General features: G+C 67.9%; 14 protein-coding genes. 4 read left to right on the top strand and 10 right to left on the bottom strand.

Features of this window, described 5'->3' with window-relative positions; translation table 11 throughout:
• Window positions 1-79: 79 nt before the first annotated feature.
• From HRU76_09645 to HRU76_09655, 3 genes are all read right to left on the bottom strand, one after another.
• Window positions 80-2080, bottom strand: coding sequence for a hypothetical protein (locus HRU76_09645; protein ID QOJ17830.1), 2001 nt, complete (start codon window positions 2078-2080; stop codon window positions 80-82).
• A 203-nt stretch (window positions 2081-2283) separates the two neighbouring features.
• A complete protein-coding gene (locus tag HRU76_09650; GenBank protein ID QOJ17831.1) occupies window positions 2284-3216 on the bottom strand; it encodes a diguanylate cyclase in 933 nt (310 codons plus the stop codon).
• Window positions 3217-3269: 53 nt separating this feature from the next.
• Complete coding sequence (locus tag HRU76_09655; protein QOJ17832.1) at window positions 3270-3614, bottom strand: Hpt domain-containing protein; 345 nt, start codon at window positions 3612-3614, stop codon at window positions 3270-3272.
• Window positions 3615-4409: 795 nt separating this feature from the next.
• On the opposite strand from HRU76_09655, the gene HRU76_09660 reads away from it, so the two are divergent.
• Window positions 4410-6227: an aminotransferase class V-fold PLP-dependent enzyme gene (locus HRU76_09660; GenBank protein ID QOJ17833.1), complete on the top strand. Its 1818-nt coding sequence runs from the start codon at window positions 4410-4412 to the stop codon at window positions 6225-6227.
• 49 nt (window positions 6228-6276) lie between these two features.
• Here HRU76_09660 and HRU76_09665 read toward each other — a convergent pair whose 3' ends face one another.
• From HRU76_09665 to HRU76_09685, 5 genes are all read right to left on the bottom strand, one after another.
• Window positions 6277-7359 (bottom strand): ThiF family adenylyltransferase, encoded by a 1083-nt coding sequence (locus HRU76_09665; protein ID QOJ19158.1) that lies wholly within the window; start codon window positions 7357-7359, stop codon window positions 6277-6279.
• Window positions 7360-7452: 93 nt separating this feature from the next.
• Window positions 7453-7854: a DUF3568 family protein gene (locus HRU76_09670; protein QOJ17834.1), complete on the bottom strand. Its 402-nt coding sequence runs from the start codon at window positions 7852-7854 to the stop codon at window positions 7453-7455.
• Between the two features lie 202 nt (window positions 7855-8056).
• Entirely contained in the window at window positions 8057-8764 is a 708-nt protein-coding gene (locus tag HRU76_09675; protein QOJ17835.1) for a hypothetical protein, read from the bottom strand.
• A gap of 301 nt (window positions 8765-9065) precedes the next feature.
• Window positions 9066-9926, bottom strand: coding sequence for a fibro-slime domain-containing protein (locus HRU76_09680; GenBank protein ID QOJ19159.1), 861 nt, complete (start codon window positions 9924-9926; stop codon window positions 9066-9068).
• A 338-nt stretch (window positions 9927-10264) separates the two neighbouring features.
• The gene (locus HRU76_09685; protein QOJ17836.1) at window positions 10265-11176 is read right to left on the bottom strand and encodes a fibro-slime domain-containing protein; all 912 of its coding nucleotides are present in this window, start codon (window positions 11174-11176) and stop codon (window positions 10265-10267) included.
• 322 nt (window positions 11177-11498) lie between these two features.
• On the opposite strand from HRU76_09685, the gene murA reads away from it, so the two are divergent.
• The 3 genes from murA (at window position 11499) to HRU76_09700 (ending at window position 16313) form a co-directional block, all read left to right on the top strand.
• Entirely contained in the window at window positions 11499-12839 is a 1341-nt protein-coding gene (gene murA / locus HRU76_09690; protein ID QOJ17837.1) for a UDP-N-acetylglucosamine 1-carboxyvinyltransferase, read from the top strand.
• A gap of 177 nt (window positions 12840-13016) precedes the next feature.
• Complete coding sequence (locus HRU76_09695; protein ID QOJ17838.1) at window positions 13017-14705, top strand: hypothetical protein; 1689 nt, start codon at window positions 13017-13019, stop codon at window positions 14703-14705.
• A gap of 6 nt (window positions 14706-14711) precedes the next feature.
• Window positions 14712-16313 carry a 4Fe-4S binding protein gene (locus HRU76_09700; protein QOJ17839.1) on the top strand — a complete coding sequence of 534 codons (1602 nt, stop codon included), beginning with the start codon at window positions 14712-14714 and terminating at the stop codon, window positions 16311-16313.
• Window positions 16314-16326: 13 nt separating this feature from the next.
• On the opposite strand, the gene HRU76_09705 is transcribed toward HRU76_09700, so the two are convergent.
• Window positions 16327-17733, bottom strand: coding sequence for a DUF1552 domain-containing protein (locus tag HRU76_09705; protein QOJ17840.1), 1407 nt, complete (start codon window positions 17731-17733; stop codon window positions 16327-16329).
• Between the two features lie 105 nt (window positions 17734-17838).
• Window positions 17839-20136: a DUF1592 domain-containing protein gene (locus tag HRU76_09710; protein QOJ17841.1), complete on the bottom strand. Its 2298-nt coding sequence runs from the start codon at window positions 20134-20136 to the stop codon at window positions 17839-17841.
• Window positions 20137-20237 lie beyond the last annotated feature (101 nt).

Raw genomic sequence — 20237 nt, forward strand, 5'->3', positions numbered from 1 at the left:
GAGCCGCTCCTGGCTGGGGATCGGTGGGATCGAAGCACGAGACAGGAATGATACCGATCCGCTTCAGACAGGCCGCGAGTCAGCGCACGTCGGGCGGGCGGGCGAACATCGCCTCGGGCACGATGTTGACCTCGTAGCCGGCATACCGCAGCGCCGCCTGTCCGCCTTCGTGTCGCGGCAGATCGAGCGTGGCGGCGACGGGCCACGTGAACTCGCCCCGGGTGAGCCATTCGTCCAGGCGCAGGGTGCGACCGGCGCCGTCGATGATGCCGCTGAATCGCCCGCTCCTGGCGTCGATCAGCAGCGTACAGGTGAAATCGCCCGATTCGGCGCGAATCCGCCTCACGGCGTCGTCACCAGGCGTCTCAATGAAGGTGTAGGTCGGCTTGAGGGCGCGCACCGTCAGCAGATAGGCGGCGGGCGAAAGGGCGGGCTCGAAGTCAAGGAAGAGGTCCGGCGGATTGCGTCGCCACCCGCCCCGGCCTTCCCAGCGCATCCACGCGATCTCGCCGTCGTAGACCTGCGTGATCGAGCCGAGTCGGGCGTCGTTGGTCGCGCAGAGCAGACGGTGCGGCGGGCGGGCGGCGACGTTCACCCGCTCCGTCAGGCGTGTGCGGGCGGCGAACCAGGCCGGCGGCATGAACTGATGCGACAGCGTGCTCACCGCGTCGAGCGACGCGGCGGAACCCATCAGCCCGAACGCCCCATCAACCAGGGCGGCCGGTCCGTTCGCCGCCGAAGTGGTGGTCGTGGACGCTCGGCTCGGCCCTGAGCCCCCCGGGGGTGACTTCGATGCTTCCGGAGCGCCGAATGTGACCTGTTTGTACACGACGTTCATCTCTTCATCCGACCACTGATCTCCCCAGACGGCCTTGCTGATCACGCGGACGCCGTCCTGCTCGCGCCACTCCGTCACGTCCAGATAGAAGAACTCGGTCTCGATGCCGATGAGTTCGCCGTCGGGCTTTATCCCCAGCGCAACTTCGAGGTCGTCTTCGGGATGCTCCAGCCAGAGGACGACGATCGGTTCCTCGCCTTGCTTTTCGTCCAGTTCGACGTCGGCGACGACCCATTCCTGCAGCGTCCGCAGAAACTCCATGGGGTTGAGCCCGAGACAAACCTCACGGTCCGCGGCGATCTGCTCGGGCTTGACGCCCAGCACCTGCATCCAGTCTTCCGGCAGCGTGGCGGTCGTGGTGACAGGCCCGGCCTGCGCCAGCCGCCCCAGCCGGCCCTGAATCGTGCGGATGGCGGCGCGTCCCTGCCAGCGGCGTGGATCGAGCGTGTGATCCTGCATCCACATTGCATGCACCGCGTCTGGCATGACGCGGATCGACTCGGGCACGACGTTGGGGGTGTAGTCCGCGTACGTCGTCTCCAGACGCACGCCGTCGCCCGACACCGAGGCGCGCGTGGGGACGCGAACTCCCTGGACGGTCTCCCATGCTTCGATGACGACGGGCAGAGTCGTATCGATCCGGCGCAGCACAAACGCGTCGGCGTCGATCAGCAGCGCGAACCTGGCGACGTCCCTGTCCAGGTGGGGACGCTCGATCAGGATGCGGTGGCAATCGCGCTCCCCGACCTTCTCACGTCCGCCATCGCTGATGAGTGACGGCGTGGCGTGAAGATCCAGAAGGACGGACATGGGTGAGAACCAGCGGAGCGCGTTGATGTAGTCCGATTTCTTCTCGATGACCCATGTCTTTCCGCCATCCTCCGTGCTCCAGCCCAATCCCTCCCAGTACGTTCCCCACATGGCGTCGCGTTTCTCGCCGGTGCCGCGCAGCTCGATGGCGTCGGCACGCAGCCAGGAGAGCTGGAGAAGCCGCGGCATGCTGGTCGCATCCGCCAGTTCCTGCGGGATCGCGGTGGTGTGCCGCAGCGACTGGATGGAGGACAGGTCGCCCAAGCGCCTGAGCATCTCCTGGACGATGGCGCGGGCGTCCGGCTTGTCCTGAATGGGTGGCTCGCCCGGCGCCTTGGGCGCCGGCGCCTGGCCGCTGGGAGGCGGGAGACCGGGATCCTGCCCCGACACCCGTCCACCAGGCATGGCGCCCAGAATCACGACGCCTGCCATGATCCAGCTCGTTCGGACACGGCGTGACCAGCGCACGTTTCGATATGACATGGACTTGTCTCTCCCTGAGGTTGCCGACGTGCATTGTCGCCGCGTCGTTTCCCGGACACAAGGAGGACCAGCCATCCCCGCGAAGTGTTCCATTCTCAGGGAGGTTGTGCGATGGATGTGGTGGAGAAGCGAAGCGGTTCGATCCGCCGTGGTCAGGCGATCTTGCGCTGCTTCTGGCGGCCGCCTTCATGCACGCGGACGCTGTTGCGTCCACCTTGCTTGGCGTCATACAGGGCCTCGTCGGCGGCCTGGACCAGCGAAGCCGGGGTGGCGGGATGCATCGACCGCAGGTCGGCTACGCCGAAGGAGGCCGTCACGACCACTTCGCGGTGCAGGGGCCAGCGGCGATTCTCGATGGCCTGACGGCAGCGCTCCGCCACGATGGCGGCGCCCGAGGCGCTCTCGCGGGGCAGGATCAGCGCGAACTCCTCGCCTCCGTAGCGGCACACGATGTCGGTGACGCGGTTCTCCGACAGCGCTCTCCCCACGTCCTCCAGGATGGTGTCGCCGAACGGGTGCCCGAAGCGATCGTTGATCGACTTGAAGTGGTCAATGTCCGCCAGGATCAGGGACAGGTCGGTGCGGTGCCGGACGGCCTCGGCGAACTCCTGATGCAGGCGCTCGTCGAAGTAGGCCCGGTTCCACAGCCCGGTCATGCCGTCCAGGTGGGCGCGGGCGGCCAACATGCGGATCAGGCGGGTCATGCGCACGGCGGAGCGCACGCGGGCCTTCAGTTCGGCGATCTCGAAGGGCTTGAGAATAAAGTCCACGGCGCCCAGATCCAGCCCGCGCACCCGGTCGTTGGTGTCGCAGCTGCCCGAGACGAACAGCACCGGCGTCTGATGCGTGATCGGGTCGGCCTTCAGCGCCGACAGCACCTCGAATCCGGTCATGTCGCCGATGTCCACGTCCAGCAGGATGGCGTCGGGGTTCAGCGCGCGGGCCATCTGCAGCCCGTCGGCGCCCGAGGTGGCGGAGTGCAGCTCCACGGCCTCGTCGCGCAGATGGGCCTTGAGCAGCCGATGGATCAGCACCGAATCATCGATGGCCAGCAGCCGCGCGGGATGGTGTCCGGTTGTCGTCATGCCCGCTGAGCACTCCCGATCCTCCGACCTTCCCCCGGACGCTCGCCGACCCGTCAGGCCGGCTCGGCCGTCACGCGACGACACAGGTCGATGAGATCCTCCGTCAATTCCCTGACCGCGCTGAGATCGGCCTCGTCGGCGAGGGTGGCGTCTTCAAGACGCGAGGCGGCGTGTCCGATCACGTCAAAGCCGTATCCTCCGGCCGCCCCCTTGAGCTGGTGAGCGATCCGCCGAAGGGTGGTCCGGTCCTCCATCTCGAGCGCCTTCGAGATGGCGTCCACCCGTTCACCCAGTTCGGAAACGAAGTACTCGACCAGGTCGGCCATGTCCGGGGTTCCAGCCAGACGGCTGTGAACCAGCCCGTCTGGACGGTTGGATGAACTGCCTCGATGAGCCATACCGGTCATATCGACGCGTCCGGCGCGCGACTGTGGTCGCTTCGACAGCAGAGGGCTGAGGAACCTGCGGCGACGAACGTCCAATCCAACGGGGCAGGTCGGTGGAGGGGGGCGGTTCAGGTCGGTGGAGGGGTCCAGGCAGGAGGCGCGAACCGTACGACGGCGACGATAACACCCAGCCGGATGGAACCATGATCGCGAATCCACAAGGCATCCACACCCGATGCACACGCCTGTCCCATCCCGATCGGCAGGGTTATTCGCCAACCTTCCTCGATCGCGACTGGGGGTGGGGGATCAGCAGGAATCACGGACCAGGACTGTGCTGGACCGCGTTGCCCGGCTTGCCATGCAGCGATGAGACGCGGGATTGCATCCCCGCTGTACCCGCTCAAAGCCCGGTTGAGTATCCCCGAAGCGTGTTCTCGGACGTTGGGTTCCGACATGAACGGAATGTGGGAAAGGAGATTCCCAACCCGTCGAGCGTAGGGGCGTGTCGTTTGGCGACAATGCGGGTATCATCACGGGCCGCGCGCCCGCACAGCGCGACACGGGGGATGGGCCGGCAAGGCGCTGTCCCGAATGAGGAACCGGTGGTGGATGGACCTGCAAACCGCTGAGGAATCGCTATCCTGATGCCCCACGGGACGTGCTACGCGGATGGTGCGGTCATCCATCGGCGTAGGCCAAGCCCGTTGCCGTTCCGCGTCAGGGTCGGCTTGGGGCGAGGGGGTCGGACTGAATGCCCCGCTCGCCTCGCAGGCGGCGATCGTCAGCACGTGAGATAAACCAACGATGATTTCGTCGAACGGAATCAACGGCGCAGCCGGAATCGAGATGGCGGAAGGGCTGGACGAGGAAGTCGTTCACCTGGTCGGCGTTCTGGACCGCGATCAGCGCGGCCTTCGAGTGGACCTGGGCCCTTACACCTTCAAGACCGCTGAAACGCCCGATGAACTGGACCAGGTTCACGAACTGAACCATCGCACCTTCGTCCGCGAGATCGGCCAATACGCCGACAACGGGCTGGGGCGCCTGGTGGACAAGTTCCACGACAAGAATCGCTATTTCATCGCCCTGCAGGATGGGCGGGTGATCGGCATGATCGCCTCCCACGACCAGCCGCCCTTCTCCGTGGCCGACCGGCTGGCTGACCCCTCCATTCTGGACCACCTGCCCCGCATCATGGAGGTCCGGCTGTTCGCAGTGGAGCAGGAAAAGCGCTTCGGTCCGGTGGCCCGCGGACTCCTCTGGCTGCTGTTCGAGTACTGCCAGGCGCACGGCTATTCGCACATGGTGATCTCGGGCATCGACTCCAAGCGCGACATGTACGAGCGCATGGGGTTCCGTCCGCTGGGGCCGGCGGTGGGACAGGGCGAGGCGCGGTTCATTCCGATGGCCCTCTCGCTGGCCAACCTGCCCGAGAACATCCGTCGGGACGCGCGACGCTGCCGCAACCGGGTGATCGAGGAGGTGGCGGAAGGGCCCATCCGCACGGTTTCGCTGCTGCCCGGGCCGGTGCAGCTGTCCGATGAGATCCGCCGCGTTCTCTCGGAGCGTCCCGTGTCGCATCGCGGACCGGGCTTCATTGAGCGATACGAGCGCATCCGCGGCATCCTCAGCGACATGACGGGCGGGCTGAAGTGCGCCATCATGGTGGGCAGCGGCACGCTCGCCAACGAAGTGGTGGGCGCGACCATCGCCGCCGACCGATCCCTCAAACGCGGTCTGGTGCTGGTCAACGGCGAGTTCGGGCGTCGGCTTTCGGCCCAGGCGAAGCGCTACGACATGGATTACCAGATCGTGGAATGGCCCTGGGGCACCCCGTGGGATCTGGACCGGGTGCGGGCCGCCCTCGACGCCGACCCCGACATCAACTGGGTCTGGGCCGCCCACCTCGAAACCTCCACCGGCATGGTCAACAAGGTGGACCAGCTGCTCGATATGGCCGAAGCCCGCGGCGTCAAGGTGTGCCTTGACTGCGTCAGCAGTCTGGGCGGATTCGAGATGGACATCTCCCGTGCTCATCTGGCCTCGGGGGTGAGCGGCAAGTCCATCGGCGCCATCGCTGGGCTGGCGTTCGTCTTCGCCCGCGAGGGCGCCCTGGACCACGTCGACGCCTCCCGCGTGCCCACCTACCTCGACCTGCGCGAAACAATGGCGACCATCGGGCCGCGCTTCACCGTGTCATCCCCCGTGCTGCTGGCGCTGGACTCCGCCTTGTCCCGCTTTGACACGGTCGAGAAGCGCCGGGCCCGGTTCGAGGCCCATGCCGCCATGGGCGACTACGTGCGGCGTCGCCTGAAGTCGCTGGGCTTCCGCATCATGGTGGATGGTCCGGACGCGGCGCCGGTCATCACGTCGTTCACACCGCCTCCCGGGCTGTCATCCAAGGAGTTCTGCGAACTCTGCCTCGGCTGGGGCTTTGAGCTGTCTGGATTGAGCGGCTACCTGCTCGACCGGGGCATCGTGCAGATCGCCACCATGGGCGCGGTGACCCAGCGGGATTGCGCTCTGCTCTTCGCGCGGATGCGGGCGTTTCTGAACGACCGCGTGCCGCTCAACGGTTCGCGCTCGAAGTCGGTCGCGGCTTCGAGCAACGGACGGCACTGACACCAGTCAGGACTGGCGGTTCGATTCAAGGCGTCTCGTGTCCGCCGATTCACCCGCCGATGTAGCGGTCAAAGACCGCCCGCGCCTGCGCCGGATGCTCGACGCCCGCCACCAGCGTCCGCCCGTCGGCGAACACGGTCAGTTCGATCGGCGCGCCGTTGTCGCCCGCTTCGGTTCGCAGGCGGCCGCGCAGCAGGTGGTCATTGACGCGGAACTCGCCGTGGGGCGCGAGACGCGCCGCCAGGACGCGCAGATCGATGGAGGCGTCGCCCTCGCGCCGCCCCGCGCCGTCCAGTCGCGGGTTGATCTGCACCGCCCCGCGGCCGCACAGGGTGGTGACGCTCGACCCAGCCGCGCCGTGCAGGTACTCGAAGCGCCGCTGCCCGCAGCAGGGGCATGCGCCGTCCCGCCTGGCGCCGGCAATGTCCAGCCGACGGAACTCGTTGCGCCACGCATCGAAGGTGATGAGCGATCGGTCCACCGCCTCGGCGTTCCCGGTGAGAAATTTGATCGCCTGAATCGCCTGATGGTGCGCCACCCACGCCACCGCGCCGGCCAGCACGCCCGCGGTATCGCACGTGGGCGTCGATCCGGGCGGGGGCGGCTCGGGGAAGACGCATCGCAGGCAGGGCGTCGGGACCGTGGGCAGGAACGCGCAGGCCATGCCCGTCACCCCCACCGCGCCGCCGTAGAAATAGGGGATGCCGCGGCTGACGGACAGGTCGTTGAGCAGGTAGCGCGTCTGGAAGTTGTCCAGACCGTCGAGCAGCGCGTCCGCGCCCTCCGCCAGCCGCTCGGCGTTGGTGTGATTGAAATCCTCGACCACCGCGTGAACCCGTGCCTGCGAGTTGACGCGGGCGAGCCGGTCACGCGCCGCGATGGCCTTGGGTCGGCCTTCGCGCACGTCATCCTCGTCGAACAGCACCTGGCGCTGGAGATTGGTGAGTTCAACTACGTCCCGATCAACCAGGGTGAGGGCGCCGACGCCGGCGCGGGCCAGTGCGTCAGCGATGACGGTGCCCAGCGCGCCGCACCCCACGATCAGCACGCGCGAGTCCAGCAGCCGCCTCTGCCCGTCGGGGCCGATGCCGGGCAGGAGCATCTGTCGGTGATAGCGGGCCAGGTCGTTCATGGTGTCGCCGGCGCGGCGGTTGGCGTCATCGAATGAGACACGATTCGGCACGACCCCCGCCGGGCGGCGGCTGCTGGTCGGTCGAATGGGTAATCACCCGCCCAGCCGCGCCTTCATTTTCTCGTAGACCGACATCGACACCGCCTCGTCGCCGAAGGTGCCCACGCGGATGCTCGACTTGCTGGAGTTCTCCCCCAGCGCCTTGATCTTGATGGTGATCTTCTTGTCCTGAGCGGTGCGGCCGACCACCTCGCCGTCCACGGATGTGGACGCGGACGAGATGACGGTGACGCCCAGTTCTTCCAGCGCGCCCTTGCCCGCCTCCGCCACCGCGGGCGGCGCGGCATCGAACGTCACTTCCAGATCACCCATGACGTAGGCCACACCCACGCCGGTTCCAGCCGCTGCGGCCACGGCCAGACAGCCCCCCAGCGTCGTAACGGACGCCCCCAGCAGAGCGCACAGGCCGAGGAATCGAGTCGTGCTGTTCATCATGAGACTCCTGGAAGGCAGGATGCGGCGGACGGGGACGGACCCCGACCGGTCATTTCCCATGCCCCGCGACACCCTCCATTCTACGACGCGCCGAGCCCGGTTGTGCGGATCACGGGCACAGCTGCCGGCCGCCAGTCGGGGCATCCGACAGGTGTTCGCATGCGAGCGCCGGAGAGGATCGCGCTGCGGATGGCGACGTCCGTCAGCGCGTCCATCGCAGCGGGTCGAGACGCAACGACCACGGCTGATCGGGGTTTCTTCGTTCCACGAACGCCCGCTGTCCGACGACTCGGCCATCCGGGGACGTGACCACCAGTTCCGCGGCGACTTCCGTCCACCGGGCGTCCAGCCGTCGATAGGAAAGGATGTCCACGCGGATGGTCGTGGCCGGCTCGCGCGTGCCCGGCAGCGACGCGGGGTCGGAGGCGTCGCGATCCACCCAAGCCAGTTCGCCCGGCTCGCCGACGAGTGAGGCCAGCACGCGGAGGTAGTATTCCCGCGGCGAAACCCCGCCCGAGACCAGCAGTGGAGGCCGCAGCGCGAACCGGCGGGCGTCGAACCCGCTCCGGCGCGACAAGTCCATCGCCGCGGCGAGCAGCGCCTGGTGGGCCGCCAGTTCATCGGACGCGGGTGGGGGAGGTGCGTTGGCCATCAGGGCCACGGCCTGGGCCGCGGCGCGGGGAGAGTTCTGGTCGGGCGGAATGGCGCGACTCGGCGGCGAGCCGATCAGCACGTCGCTGGTGAAACCGGCCAGCGACGTCACCTCTCCCGGTGGTGATGATGGCGAATCGAGATCCTCCGGCGTCGCCTTGATCGCTGGGTCATCTCCGGGGTCCACGTCCTCGCCGCCGTTGCGGCATCCCGTCAGGATCACCGCGCCGACCATTCCGAGCACCAGAAGGCGCGGCACGGCGCCGGATCGATTGACGCACCGGGCCAGGCGAGCGCGACGCGGGCATTCCTTGGTCTGATGAGTGATCTGGGGGGGCATCGATCCGTCTTCCTGACACGTGGGACGGTTCGGATGCGGCGGTCCGTCACGAAACCACGGATGGCCCGCATCAACCGACGCCGCGTGTCATGGAGAGCATAGGGAATCCCGCCCGATCGGTCGCATGCATTGGCGGAAGCATCGCCGCCCCCGGAGGCGGGGGCGGCGATGGGCAAACAGCGGATGCCTGATCCAGGTGATGAGGGTCAGCCGGAAGAGCTCAGTCGAAGACCGGCGACATGGTGGCGGGAGGCGTCGGGGGGGCCTGCAGCCGCAGGTTGGTCACCACGCGGAAGTTGGACTGGGTGCGGTGACGCTCGGCGAAGAAGAAGTCGAGGTTGTAGGTCTGGCCGTCCACCAGCCCCAGCCGGTTGAGGTCCACGTACTGCGAGGTGGCGCCGTGAACGCCGCCGAGGTCGATGACGAGACGACCGTCGATGAATACCCACACGTCGTCGTCGCCGATGAACTGGAACACCTGGGCCCCGTCGGCCTTGTAGGTGAACTGGGTGTGGAGTTCAAAGGTGAAGTGGAAGTTGCGGTTGGGTGAGCCGCCGGGGTTGCCGAACAGCTGATGTTCGATGGGGAAGAAGCCGCCCAGCGACTGATAGGTCGCATCTTCCTTGTCGTCGAAGACGTAGGAACCGTCCTGCTGGCGGACGAATCGCAGCGTGACGGTCTTGGAGATGGACAGATTGGTGCCAAGTTCGTCACGGAACCACGACCGGAACGAATCCGCGGAGGTGATGCCGCCCTTGTCCGCGACGCCCCAGGCGCCGGCCACGTCGCCCAGAGCCGGGTTGTACAGCGTGTAGCAAATGGGTCGGCCGGCTGAGTCCTTCCACTGCGAAGTCACCTTCTTGCCGGTCCCGGTGAAGACCGGCTTGCCGTCCTCGCCCAGGTAGGGCGAGACGTTGCCGCAGTAGAGTCCAAAGCCATTGGCCGGCTTGCGCTCGAAGTCCGGATGCCCGCCCGCCACGGTGCGCTCCTTGAAGTCGCGCACCAGGCCCGTGAGTTCAATGTAGGGCGGGGGATCTTCCTCGAGGGTCGCAAGGGGCTCGATCGGCTCCGCGGCGGTCATGGCGAGAAGACCGGCGCTTCCGATGGTCAGCCCGAGGGCAAGAGTGGATCGACGCTTCATGGTGTTTCTCCTTCCCATCCCGTTCCGGGATGTCCCCTGGGTCCACGCTCAACCGTACGATTCCACTGAATCATTGCATGCGGAACGACTGCCCAAGTTCCGCCAAAGGTCCGTTTGTCACGACTGGGAAACGGCACATGTCGCGTCTGGAGATGCCCGATCGGACCAGGGGAGAAATGTTCCGGCGGCATGGGTGATGTCAAAGCACGAACGCCGCCCGGAGTGGGCGGCGTTCGCAGGGTTTCATGCGCCATCACTGGAGCGTGATGCGTGTTCACTCAGTCAGACACCGGGCTGACGTTGATCTGGGCCTGACCCGTCACGGGTCGGAAGGGCACGTTGGTCCACAAGTGGAACTGCGACTGGGGCTGCTTGCGGTCGGCGTGGAAGAACCGCATGTCATACGTCTGTCCGTGGGTCAGCCCGAGCCGGTCGAACTTGACGAAATATTCGCGCGAGCCGGCGATGCCGCCGTGGTCCATGACCAGCTTGCCGTCGATGAAGATCCAGGTGTCATCATCGCCCTTGAAGCGGATGAACTGCCCGGCGTCCTGCTGGTAGGTGAACTCGGCCACCAGCTCATAGGTGAAGAACCAGTTGTGCTGATCATTGCCGTTGCCATGAAGCTTGTGTTCGATGGGCAGGAACGGATGGAAGTCGTTGGTCTCGAACGACCAGCACCCGGCGTACGGCCCGTTGGGGATCTTGGTCAGCACCAGGTCGTACCAGGTGGCGAGGTTCACGTCCTTCACGTCGCGGAACCACTGAGCGAACGTCTCAGCGGATGTGACGGCGCCGTTGCTGGCGGCTCCCCATGTCCCCGCACTGTCGCCCTTGGTGGGGTCGTAGAGGCACCAGGCGATCTTGTTGTTGTCGCTGTCGCGCCATTCCTTGCTGACGCGATATCCGGTGCCGGGTGAGTATTCCGGCTTGCCGTCCGCGTCGAGGGTCAGCTTCACATAGCGGCAGTAGGGGCCGTTGAGGGCCGGATTGTTGAAGTCCGGATGGGGCACGCCGGACGAGATGGGACGGAAGTCACGCACCTTGCCCGGAAGAACGATCGTGTCGGGCGAGAAGTCGCTCTCCAGGACCGCGCTGGTCATCGGTGCGGGCAAGGCCGGTGAGTACAGCCCGAGCGCGCCCGTGGCGAGCAGCAGTCCGGCGCAACCTGCGGTCATGGCAATGTGCATCGTGACGATCCTCCTCCCGCCGGCGCGGCGGGCTCATGGTCGAACGTACGATTCAGGTCCACCCGGCCAACCGGATCGGTCGCCAATCGCGCCGAAGGGGGCCACCTGCGACGATCCGGGCGACTCTGCGGCCTGTGCGGTCCATTCCTGCGGGTGGAAGCCGCTTCCTGCCGATCCATTACCTCGGCGGACAAACTGTCATCTACCCCAGATCCCGCCCGGCATCGGTTCTCCTGTCAGGCGGCGACTGCCGCTCCCTCGACCGACCCGGGGCGGCAGTCGTCGCGCGGTCTTTCACGGAAGATTCACGAGACACCCACTCATGGACGCATTTCGGATTCAGGGAGGAACCCGGCTCGCGGGCCGGATCGCGGTGGACGGCTCCAAGAACGCGGCGCTGCCCCTGATGGCGGCCGCTCTGCTCACGGATGAGCCGATCACCCTGCGCCGCGTACCCGACCTGTCGGACATCGCCAACATGTCCCGCCTGCTCGACGAGCTGGGCTGCGCCGCATCCGGGACGCACGGCACCATCACGCTGCGAACGCAGGACACCAGCGCCACCCGCGCCCGGTACGACATCGTGAAGACCATGCGGGCCAGCATCTGCGTCCTCGGGCCACTGCTGGCCCGGCGCGGAAGGGCGGAGATCTCCATGCCCGGCGGCTGCGTGTTCGGCGACCGACCCGTGGACCTGCATCTGCGCGGGCTGGAGGCCCTTGGCGCCAAGGTCGAACTGCAGAGCGGCTACATCATCGCCACCGCCGACCGCCTGCGGGGCAACACCATCTTCCTGGGCGGACCGATGGGTCCCACGGTGCTGGGCACCGCCAACGTGATGAGCGCGGCCGCCCTGGCCGAGGGAACCACCATCATCGAGTCCGCCGCCTGCGAGCCGGAGATCGTGTGCCTCGCGGAACTTCTCAACGCCATGGGCGCGAGGATTCGGGGCGCGGGCTCGCCGCGCATCATCATCGAGGGGGTGGAGCAGCTGGGAGGGGCTGATCACGTCGTCATTCCCGACCGCATCGTGGCGGGCACCTACGCCATCGCCGCCGCCATCACCAACGGCGACGTCACCATCGACGACTACCCGCTGGACAGCATGATCGCCTTCCTCGACCGAATGAACGAGATCGGGGTGAACTTCGAGCGCGTGAACCTGGACGAAGACCCGCGCTGCTGCACCGTGCGCGTGACCAGTCAGCGCGTGCTGCGGCCCGTCACCATCACCACGCAGCCGCACCCCGGCTTCCCCACCGATCTGCAGGCCCAGATGATGGCCCTGCTCTGCCTGGCCAGCGGCAACAGCATCATCACCGAGAAGATCTACACCGAGCGATTCATGCACGTGGCCGAGCTGGGCCGCATGGGCGCCCGGCTCTATCGCCAGGGTCCGACGGTCATCGTGCAGGGAGTGCCGCACCTGGTGGGCGCGCCGGTGATGGCCAGCGACCTGAGGGGGAGCGCGTGCCTCGTTCTCGCCGGACTGGCCGCCCAGGGGGAGACGGTCGTCAGCCGCGTCTACCACCTCGACCGGGGCTACTCGCGCATGGATGAGACGCTGGCCCTGCTGGGCGCGAGGATCGAGCGTTTCAACCCCGACCGCCGGGAGGACGGCGTGGGAGCGGGGGTCGCCCACGAGGTCGCCGCGGGCGTGTGACCGGTCACTCAGTCGGCGGAGCGGACGAGGGGCCCAGAACATCCATAGTTCCCAGGCGGGTCGTGGCGCCAACCCGCGATTTTCCCATTGACAGCGATCCGGCGCGTGGTAGGGTACCGCTATACCGGATATGTCGATCCAAATATACGGTGTCTGCCATTCGCGCCGGAGCACGCCATGTCCGCCCACTCTCCACGACGATCCAGCCGCCTTCCCATCCGCCTCGCCGCCGCTGGGCTGGTGCTGAGCTTCGCCGCCGCCGCCGTCGCGGCGATCTTCAACATGACGCTCGAGGACTTCCACCTCTCCGGCACCCAGATCGGCGATGTCTCCGCCGAGTCGATCTGGACCAGCCACAGCTGCATGTACTGCCACGGGCCGTACTACGAGTATCGTCCCGAGCCGACCGAGCCCTACTCCGCCTGGAAGAGCAGTCTCATGGGCAACGCGGGGCGCGACCCGCTCTTCTACGCGCAGCTCGCCACCGCCAACCAGGACGTGGCCAACGCCGGTTACTTCTGCCTGCGCTGCCATGTCCCGCTGTCGATGGTCTCGGGTCATGCGTACGACGCCAGCGGCCAGTCGCTGACCGACTACGACCGTGACGGCGTCTCCTGCCACTTCTGCCATTCGATGGTGGACCCGATCTACAAGAAGGGCGTCAGCCCGCCGGAGGACGTGCCCATCCTGCAGGGTCTGGAGCACGTTCCCCAGTTCTACGCCAACGCCATGTTCGTGCTCGACCCCTCGGGCGCTCGGCGCGGGCCGCGCTCCGACGCCGAGCCCATGCACGAGTTCATCCAGTCCGCCTTTCACCGCACGGGCGAGTTCTGCGGCACCTGTCACGACGTGGGGAACGTGGCCGTGACGCGGCAGTCCGACGGCACCTACCGCTACAACGCCATTGACAAGCGCACGCCCGACGAGAACCCGTGGATGCAGTTCCCGCTTGAGCGCACCTATACCGAATGGAAGCTCAGCGCCTTCGCCAACGGCGGGGTGGACATGGGAGGCCGCTTCGGCGGACAGGGCGTGACGGTGGTCTCCACCTGCCAGGACTGCCACATGCCGCGCACCTCGGACAGGGCCTGCTACTTCGGCCCCAACCGCGAGGACATGGCGACGCACGACTTCGCCGGCTCGGCGGCATGGGTGCTGGAGATCATCGGGCTGCACTATGAACACGACCCCGAGGTGGACCAGGAGGCGCTCAAGTGGGGCCGCGTCAAGGCGATCGAGATGCTCCGACGCGCCGCCTCGCTCGAGCTCGAACAGCGGGGGAGCGACCTGGGCGTGCGCGTCATCAACGAAACCGGCCACAAGCTGCCCACCGGGCATATCGAGGGGCGGCGCGTCTTCCTCAACGTGCGCTTCTTCGACGCCCAGGGCAACCTGGTCCACGAGCACGGGCGCTACAACCGGCGTCAGGCGCGGCTGGATGAACGCTCCACGCGCCTCTACGAGATGAAGGTGGGGCTGAGCGCCCGCGCCGCGCGGGCCACGGGGCTGCCGCGGGGCGTCACCACGCACATGGCCCTGGCCGACACGATCATGAAGGACACGCGCATCCCGCCGCGCGGCTTCAGCAACGCCGCCTTCGAGCAGGGGGGCGCGCCCGTCGTCGGGACCGCCTACGCCGACGGTCAGCACTGGGACGACGCGGCCTTCCCCATTCCCGTCGGCGCCGTCTCCGCCACCGTCACGCTCTACTACCAGGTCGTCACCCGTCACTACATCGAAGCCCTGCGCGACGGCAATCACACCGACGACTGGGGCGAGATTCTCCACGACCTGTGGCTGCGCACCGACAAGGCCCCGCCCATCGAGATGGTCAGCGCCACGATTTCCTTCGGCGCGCCGCAGTAGCGAGTCATGCGTGCGACGCCGATACTCCCTGCCCCCGCGCCCGCCGACCGACCGCGATCGTTTGGTCGGCGGCGCGCGGGGTGTCTGATCGCGGTTCACCTGCTCATCGCGGCTCACATCGTCCACTGGCGTCTGGCCGGGCGCACCCTGGCCCCGCTGGAACTGAACGAGGTCGTGTACACGCTGGAGCTCGGCATCCTCACCGCCGGGTTCGTGTTCATGGTGCTCATCACGCTGTCCGTGCTGCTGTTCGGACGGTTCTTCTGCTCGTGGGGCTGCCACATTCTGGCCCTTCAGGACCTGTGCGCCTGGCTGCTGGAGAAGGTCCACATCCGCCCCAAGCCGGTGCGCTCCCGCGCCATGCTGCTCACACCGCTGGGGGTGATGGGGCTGATGTTCCTCTGGCCGACGGCGCAGCGTCTGCTCGCCGGTGAGCCCCTGCCCACCTGGCGCGTGATGCGGCCTGAAGACCCGTGGGGCTCGTTCGTCACCGACGACTTCTGGCGCAACCTGCCCGGACCGTGGATCGCGGGGCTGACGTTCCTCATCTGCGGCTTCGTGATCGTGTACGCGCTGGGGTCGCGCTCGTTCTGCCGCTACGGCTGCCCGTACGGCGCGGTCTTCGGGCTGATGGACCGCCTGGCCCCGGGGCGCATCGTGGCGCGGGGCGACTGCTCCCAGTGCGGCGCCTGCACCGCCGCGTGCCAGTCGCACATCCGGGTGCATTCGGAGTTGACGGTTTTCGGCCGCGTGGTGGACCCGCAGTGTCTGAAGGACCTGGACTGCGTCGCCGCCTGTCCGGAGGGGGCGATCGGCTACGGTATCGCTGCGCCGGCGCTCTTCGCCTCGTGGAAGCGCGGCGCCGTGCGCCGCCCGCGCGCGGATTATTCCTGGGGCGAGGAACTGGCCATCGCCGCGATCATCGTGCTCGGCGTGCTGATCTTCCGCGGGCTGTACGACGCCCTGCCGCTGCTGCTTTCGGTGGCGCTGGCCACGCTGCTGGCGTGGATCGCCCTCACCACCTGGCGCGTGATCGGCGGCGTGCCGGTGCGCGCCGTCCGGCTGACGCTGGCGCGACAGGGCGCGGTCACGCTGGCCGGCTGGGGCTGGCTGACCGGGGCTTTCATGGTGCTGCTGCTCACGCTGCACAGCGCCTCGATGCGGCTGCACGAGGTCGCCCTGAACCGCGCCTACGACGCCACTGAGCAGGCCCTGGCGCGGGGGGATGAACCGGCGGCGGAGCGCCACGCCGCCACGGGTGTCGGCCACGCCCTGGCGCTCCACCGCTGGGGGCTGATCCGCCCGGACGGGCTGCTGCTGCGGACGGCATCGCTGCTGGAGTGGACGCCGCATCCCCGCCTCGCCGAGCCGTTCCTGCGTGAACTCATCGATCGGGGCGCCCACGAGCCCGAGGCCCGCCTGCGGCTTGCGGCGCTGCTGGCGCGGGATCGCCGCTCCGCTCAGGCCATCGAGCAGCTGGAGTTGGCGAGGCGATTGATCCCGGCGATGCCGCGGGAAACCGGCGAGCGATACCAGCAGCGACTCGACCAGGTGGCTGCGATGATCGCCGACACGCCGGAATACTCGCCCGGCGGAGGCGCTGGGTGAGTGCGACCGCTTGCTACAGAACGCCGTTGCTATCCCCGAACGACGGCGTGTCCAGCCCCATCCGCCGCAGCATCCCCAGGTGCAGGTTGCACATGGGCGTCTCGTGTTTGAGCACGCGGTGCTCGCCCAGTTCCACACCGCACCGGCGGCCTCCGGCCACGATGACGGGGAGCTGGTCGTGGTTGTGGCGGTTGCCGTCGCTGATGGCCCCGCCCCAGACGATCATGGTCGAGTCGAGCAGCGAGGCGCCTTCCGGGTCGGTCTCATCCTTCACCTGCTTGAACTTGTCGAGCACGCGGGCGAAGGCCTCGCTCTGGAAGCGGTTGATCTGGCGGATCTTCTCGACCATGCCGCCGTCCCCGCCGTGGTGCGAGAGGTGATGGTGCCCGTCGGCGATGTTGAGGAAGGGGAAGGGCCGGTTGGAGCCCTCGTTGGCGATCATGAAGGTGCAGACCCGCGTCAGGTCCAGCCGCAGAGCGAGCACCATCAGGTCGGCCATCAGGTCCAGGTGTTCGCGGTAGTCGCGCGGCGTGCCGGTGGGGCGCGGGAAGCCGGCGATGGCGTCCGGGTCGTCGCGGAGCCGCTCCGCCTGCTCCACGCGGGTTTCGATGGCGCGCACGCTGTCGAAGTATTCCTCGAGTTTGCGGCGGTCGCGGTCGCCCAGTTTGCGCTCCAGTTTGCGGGCGTCGTCGCGCACGTAGTCGAGAATGCTCCTGCGGCGGGCGATGCGCTCGGTGCGGTGCTGGGGCGATTCATTCTCATCGCCCAGCATGAAGAGCCGCTCGAAGACCAGGCGCGGGTTGATCTCCTTGAGGTTGGGCGTATTGGGCGTGCGCCAGGAGATGTTGGAGGAGTAGGCGCAGGAATAGCCCGAGTCGCAGTTGCCCGATTGCATGGCCGGCTCGCAGCCCAGCTCGAGCGAGGCGAAGCGGGTGCGCCCTTCGAGCGCCCTGGCGGCGACCTGATCGACGCTGACACCGGCTTCGATATCCGCCCCAGCGGTCTTGACGGGGTGCGCCCCGGTCAGGAAGCACGCCGCCGAGCGGGCATGATCGCCCGGTCCGTCGCCCAGCGCCTTGGCGTTGTGGTGCGCCAGCCCGGAGATGATGAGCATGTCATCCCTGTGGCGGGCCAGCGGCTCAAGCAGCGGGGAGAGGGTGTAGTCGCGGCCTGAGCCAATGGGTTTCCAGTCCTCGTAATGCACGCCGTTGGGGAAGAAGATGTAGCAGAGACGCGGGACTGCTTGCGACCCGCCCGCGACCCCGGACGCGCCAAGCGGATCCGCGGCGGCCTGGGCCAGGCGTGCCAGCGGCGTCATCGCTTCCAGCAGGGGCAGGGCCATGGCCGCCCCCACGCCGCGCAGCACGGTGCGGCGGTTGATCTGGACGCGGCCGTCACGATGGATGGGGCGATGGGTCATGGGGTCACCTTCAAGAATGTCGATGCGTGCTGGGATGGTCACAGGCGGGGACGCCTGTGCCACTGATGCGTGCGCCACAGATGCCTGTGCCACTGTTGAAGTTCATCATCCGCCGCTCCTCTCCCCGCCGCCTCGGCGGAAGGCATCGGACCGCACGATCGCGCGCACGAGCGAGGCGACCGTCGGCTCCTGCTCCAGCGCTTCGACCAGGCGCGCGACGAGCGGCTCATCCGCATCCATCACGCCGCGCCCCAGCGCGTAGGTAAGCAGGTGTCTGGCCAGCGAACGAAGATAGGCCTGATCGGTGAGCAGGAGTTTCTGCAGGTCATCCATGCCGCGCAGGGTCCGCCCGTCGGGCAGTTCGCCCAGCGAATCGACGGGAAGTCCGCTGTCGGTGGCGCGGTAGCGTCCCACGGGGTCGAAGTGCTCCAGCGCGAAGCCCAGGGCGTCCATGCGTCGGTGGCAGACGGAGCAGTTGGGGTCGGCGCGGTGCTGGGCCAGCACCTCGCGCACGGTGCGGGCCCGGGTCTTGTCCCTGGCCGCCTCGAAACTGTCGGCGCCGGGGGGCGGGGGCGGTGGGGCGTCATCCAGCAGGGCTTCCAGCACCCACTTGCCGCGCTTCACCGGGCTCGTGCGCGTGGGGTTGCTGGTGGCGGTGAGCACGCCCGCGTGGGCGATGACGCCGCCCGTCATGCCGCGCGGCAGCCGCACGCGGCGCATGTGCTCGCCGCGCACGCCGGGGATGCCGTAGTGCCTGGCCAGCCGCTCGTTGAGGAAGGTGAAGTCGCAGGCGAGCAGGTCGCGCACGCTGCGGTTCTCGCGCAGCACGGCGTCGAAGAGCAGGATCGTCTCCGCCTGCATGGCGCTCAGCAGCGACGCATCCACACCCGGAAAACGCGCCGGGTCGGGCGAGCGCTGCGGCAGGTCGCGGATCTGCAGCCACTGAGTGGCGAAGTTCTCCGCCAGGGCGATCGAGCGCGGGTCCGCCAGCAGGCGCGTCGCGTGCTGCTCCAGCCCCTGCGGCGAGTTCAGTTCCCCCGAGCCGGCGGCCTTGAGCAGTTCCTCATCCGGTCCGCTGCTCCACAGGAAGTACGAGAGCCGCGTCGCCAGTTCGTAGCCGTCCAGATCGCGCGGCCGCCCGCTGCTGGGCTCCGGGCGATAGAGGAATCGCGGCGAGACGAGCATCGCCGTCACCGCGGTGCGCACGCGCGACTCGGGCGTGCCCTCGGTTCCGGCCACGTCGAGCAGATCCTTCACGTCGGCCTGCGAGACCGGGCGGCGGAAGGCGCTGGTCGCCAGCCGGGCGACGGTGTCGCGCACCCATCGTTCCGGGTCGCGCTGGCGCAGTGCGTCGCGGTTGGCGGCGGCGCGCTGGGCGGCCCCGCCCACGCCGGCGTCGAGCGGACCCTCGATGCTGATGGCGATGATCGCCGCGTTGCGGTCGCGGTTGCGCGGATCGGGGTCATCCGCCTTGTAGTAGTCATTGGTGAATGCCGCCCCGAGGCGGCGAGCGCCCGCGTTGACCACCACCTCGGCGGTGAACGCGCCAGGCGCATCGAGCGGGTTGGGCACGTCGAACGTCCTGACGGCGCGGCCGTCCACCTGCAGGGCGATCTTGACCGGTTCGGGACCGGCCTGCTGACCTGCGGCCTCGATGGTGATGCGATACAGCCCGTTCATCGGAAAGTCATGCCGCGCGATCACCGTGGCGTTGGTGGACAGGTGCTGCACGCCGCCGCGCAGCGACGCCCCGCGCCCATCGACGCGCAACTCGCCGGCGGGCACGCGGCGGACCTGAGGCGTCTCGGGCAGCGGATCGGGAAACGCCTCGGAGGCGATGCGCTCCGCCGCGTCGAAGTACTTTTCCAGCAGCAGGGGCGGCATGGTGAGCACATCGCCGATCACGTCGAAGCCGTGGCCGACTTCGTCCGCCGGCAGGAACCGCGCCGCGTCGAAGTCCACGCCCAGCAGGTCGCGGATGGTGTTGGCGTACTCCACGCGGTTGAGCCGCCGCATCACCACGCGGCCCGGGTCGACGGGTCCATCGACGGGGGCGGCCGCGCGGGCGCGGATCAGGTCATCCAGCATGATGACCGCCGCGGCCAGGTGCGCCGGGTCGGGGCGCGGCTCACCCTCTGGCGGCATGTCGCCATGCACCAGAACATTCCGCAGTGAACGAAGCGTCCTGAGGTCGATCGAGTCGGGTTCAACCGACAGCAGGGCCTTGAGATCAACTCGGCCCTTCGGGCGTGGCGGCTGATGACACGAGAGGCAGCTCGCTTCGAGAAGCGTCGCCAGTGCGTCGTTCGTCGCCGCGCCCGCGCCTTGCGCGAACGAAGTCCCGCCGGTCAGCATCGCCAGCGTGAAGGTCGTGGCCAACGGAATCTTCCGTGATTTCTTCATGCGACCTCGTTGTGGACCTGAGGCGCGCCCAAGGCCCGTCCATCCCTTTATATCGGAAGGATGCCCGAAGCGCAACGGGGAATCCGGAGCATTGCGGGAAC

Source organism: Phycisphaeraceae bacterium (assembly GCA_015709595.1).
Taxonomy (GTDB): Bacteria; Planctomycetota; Phycisphaerae; order Phycisphaerales; family SM1A02; genus CAADGA01.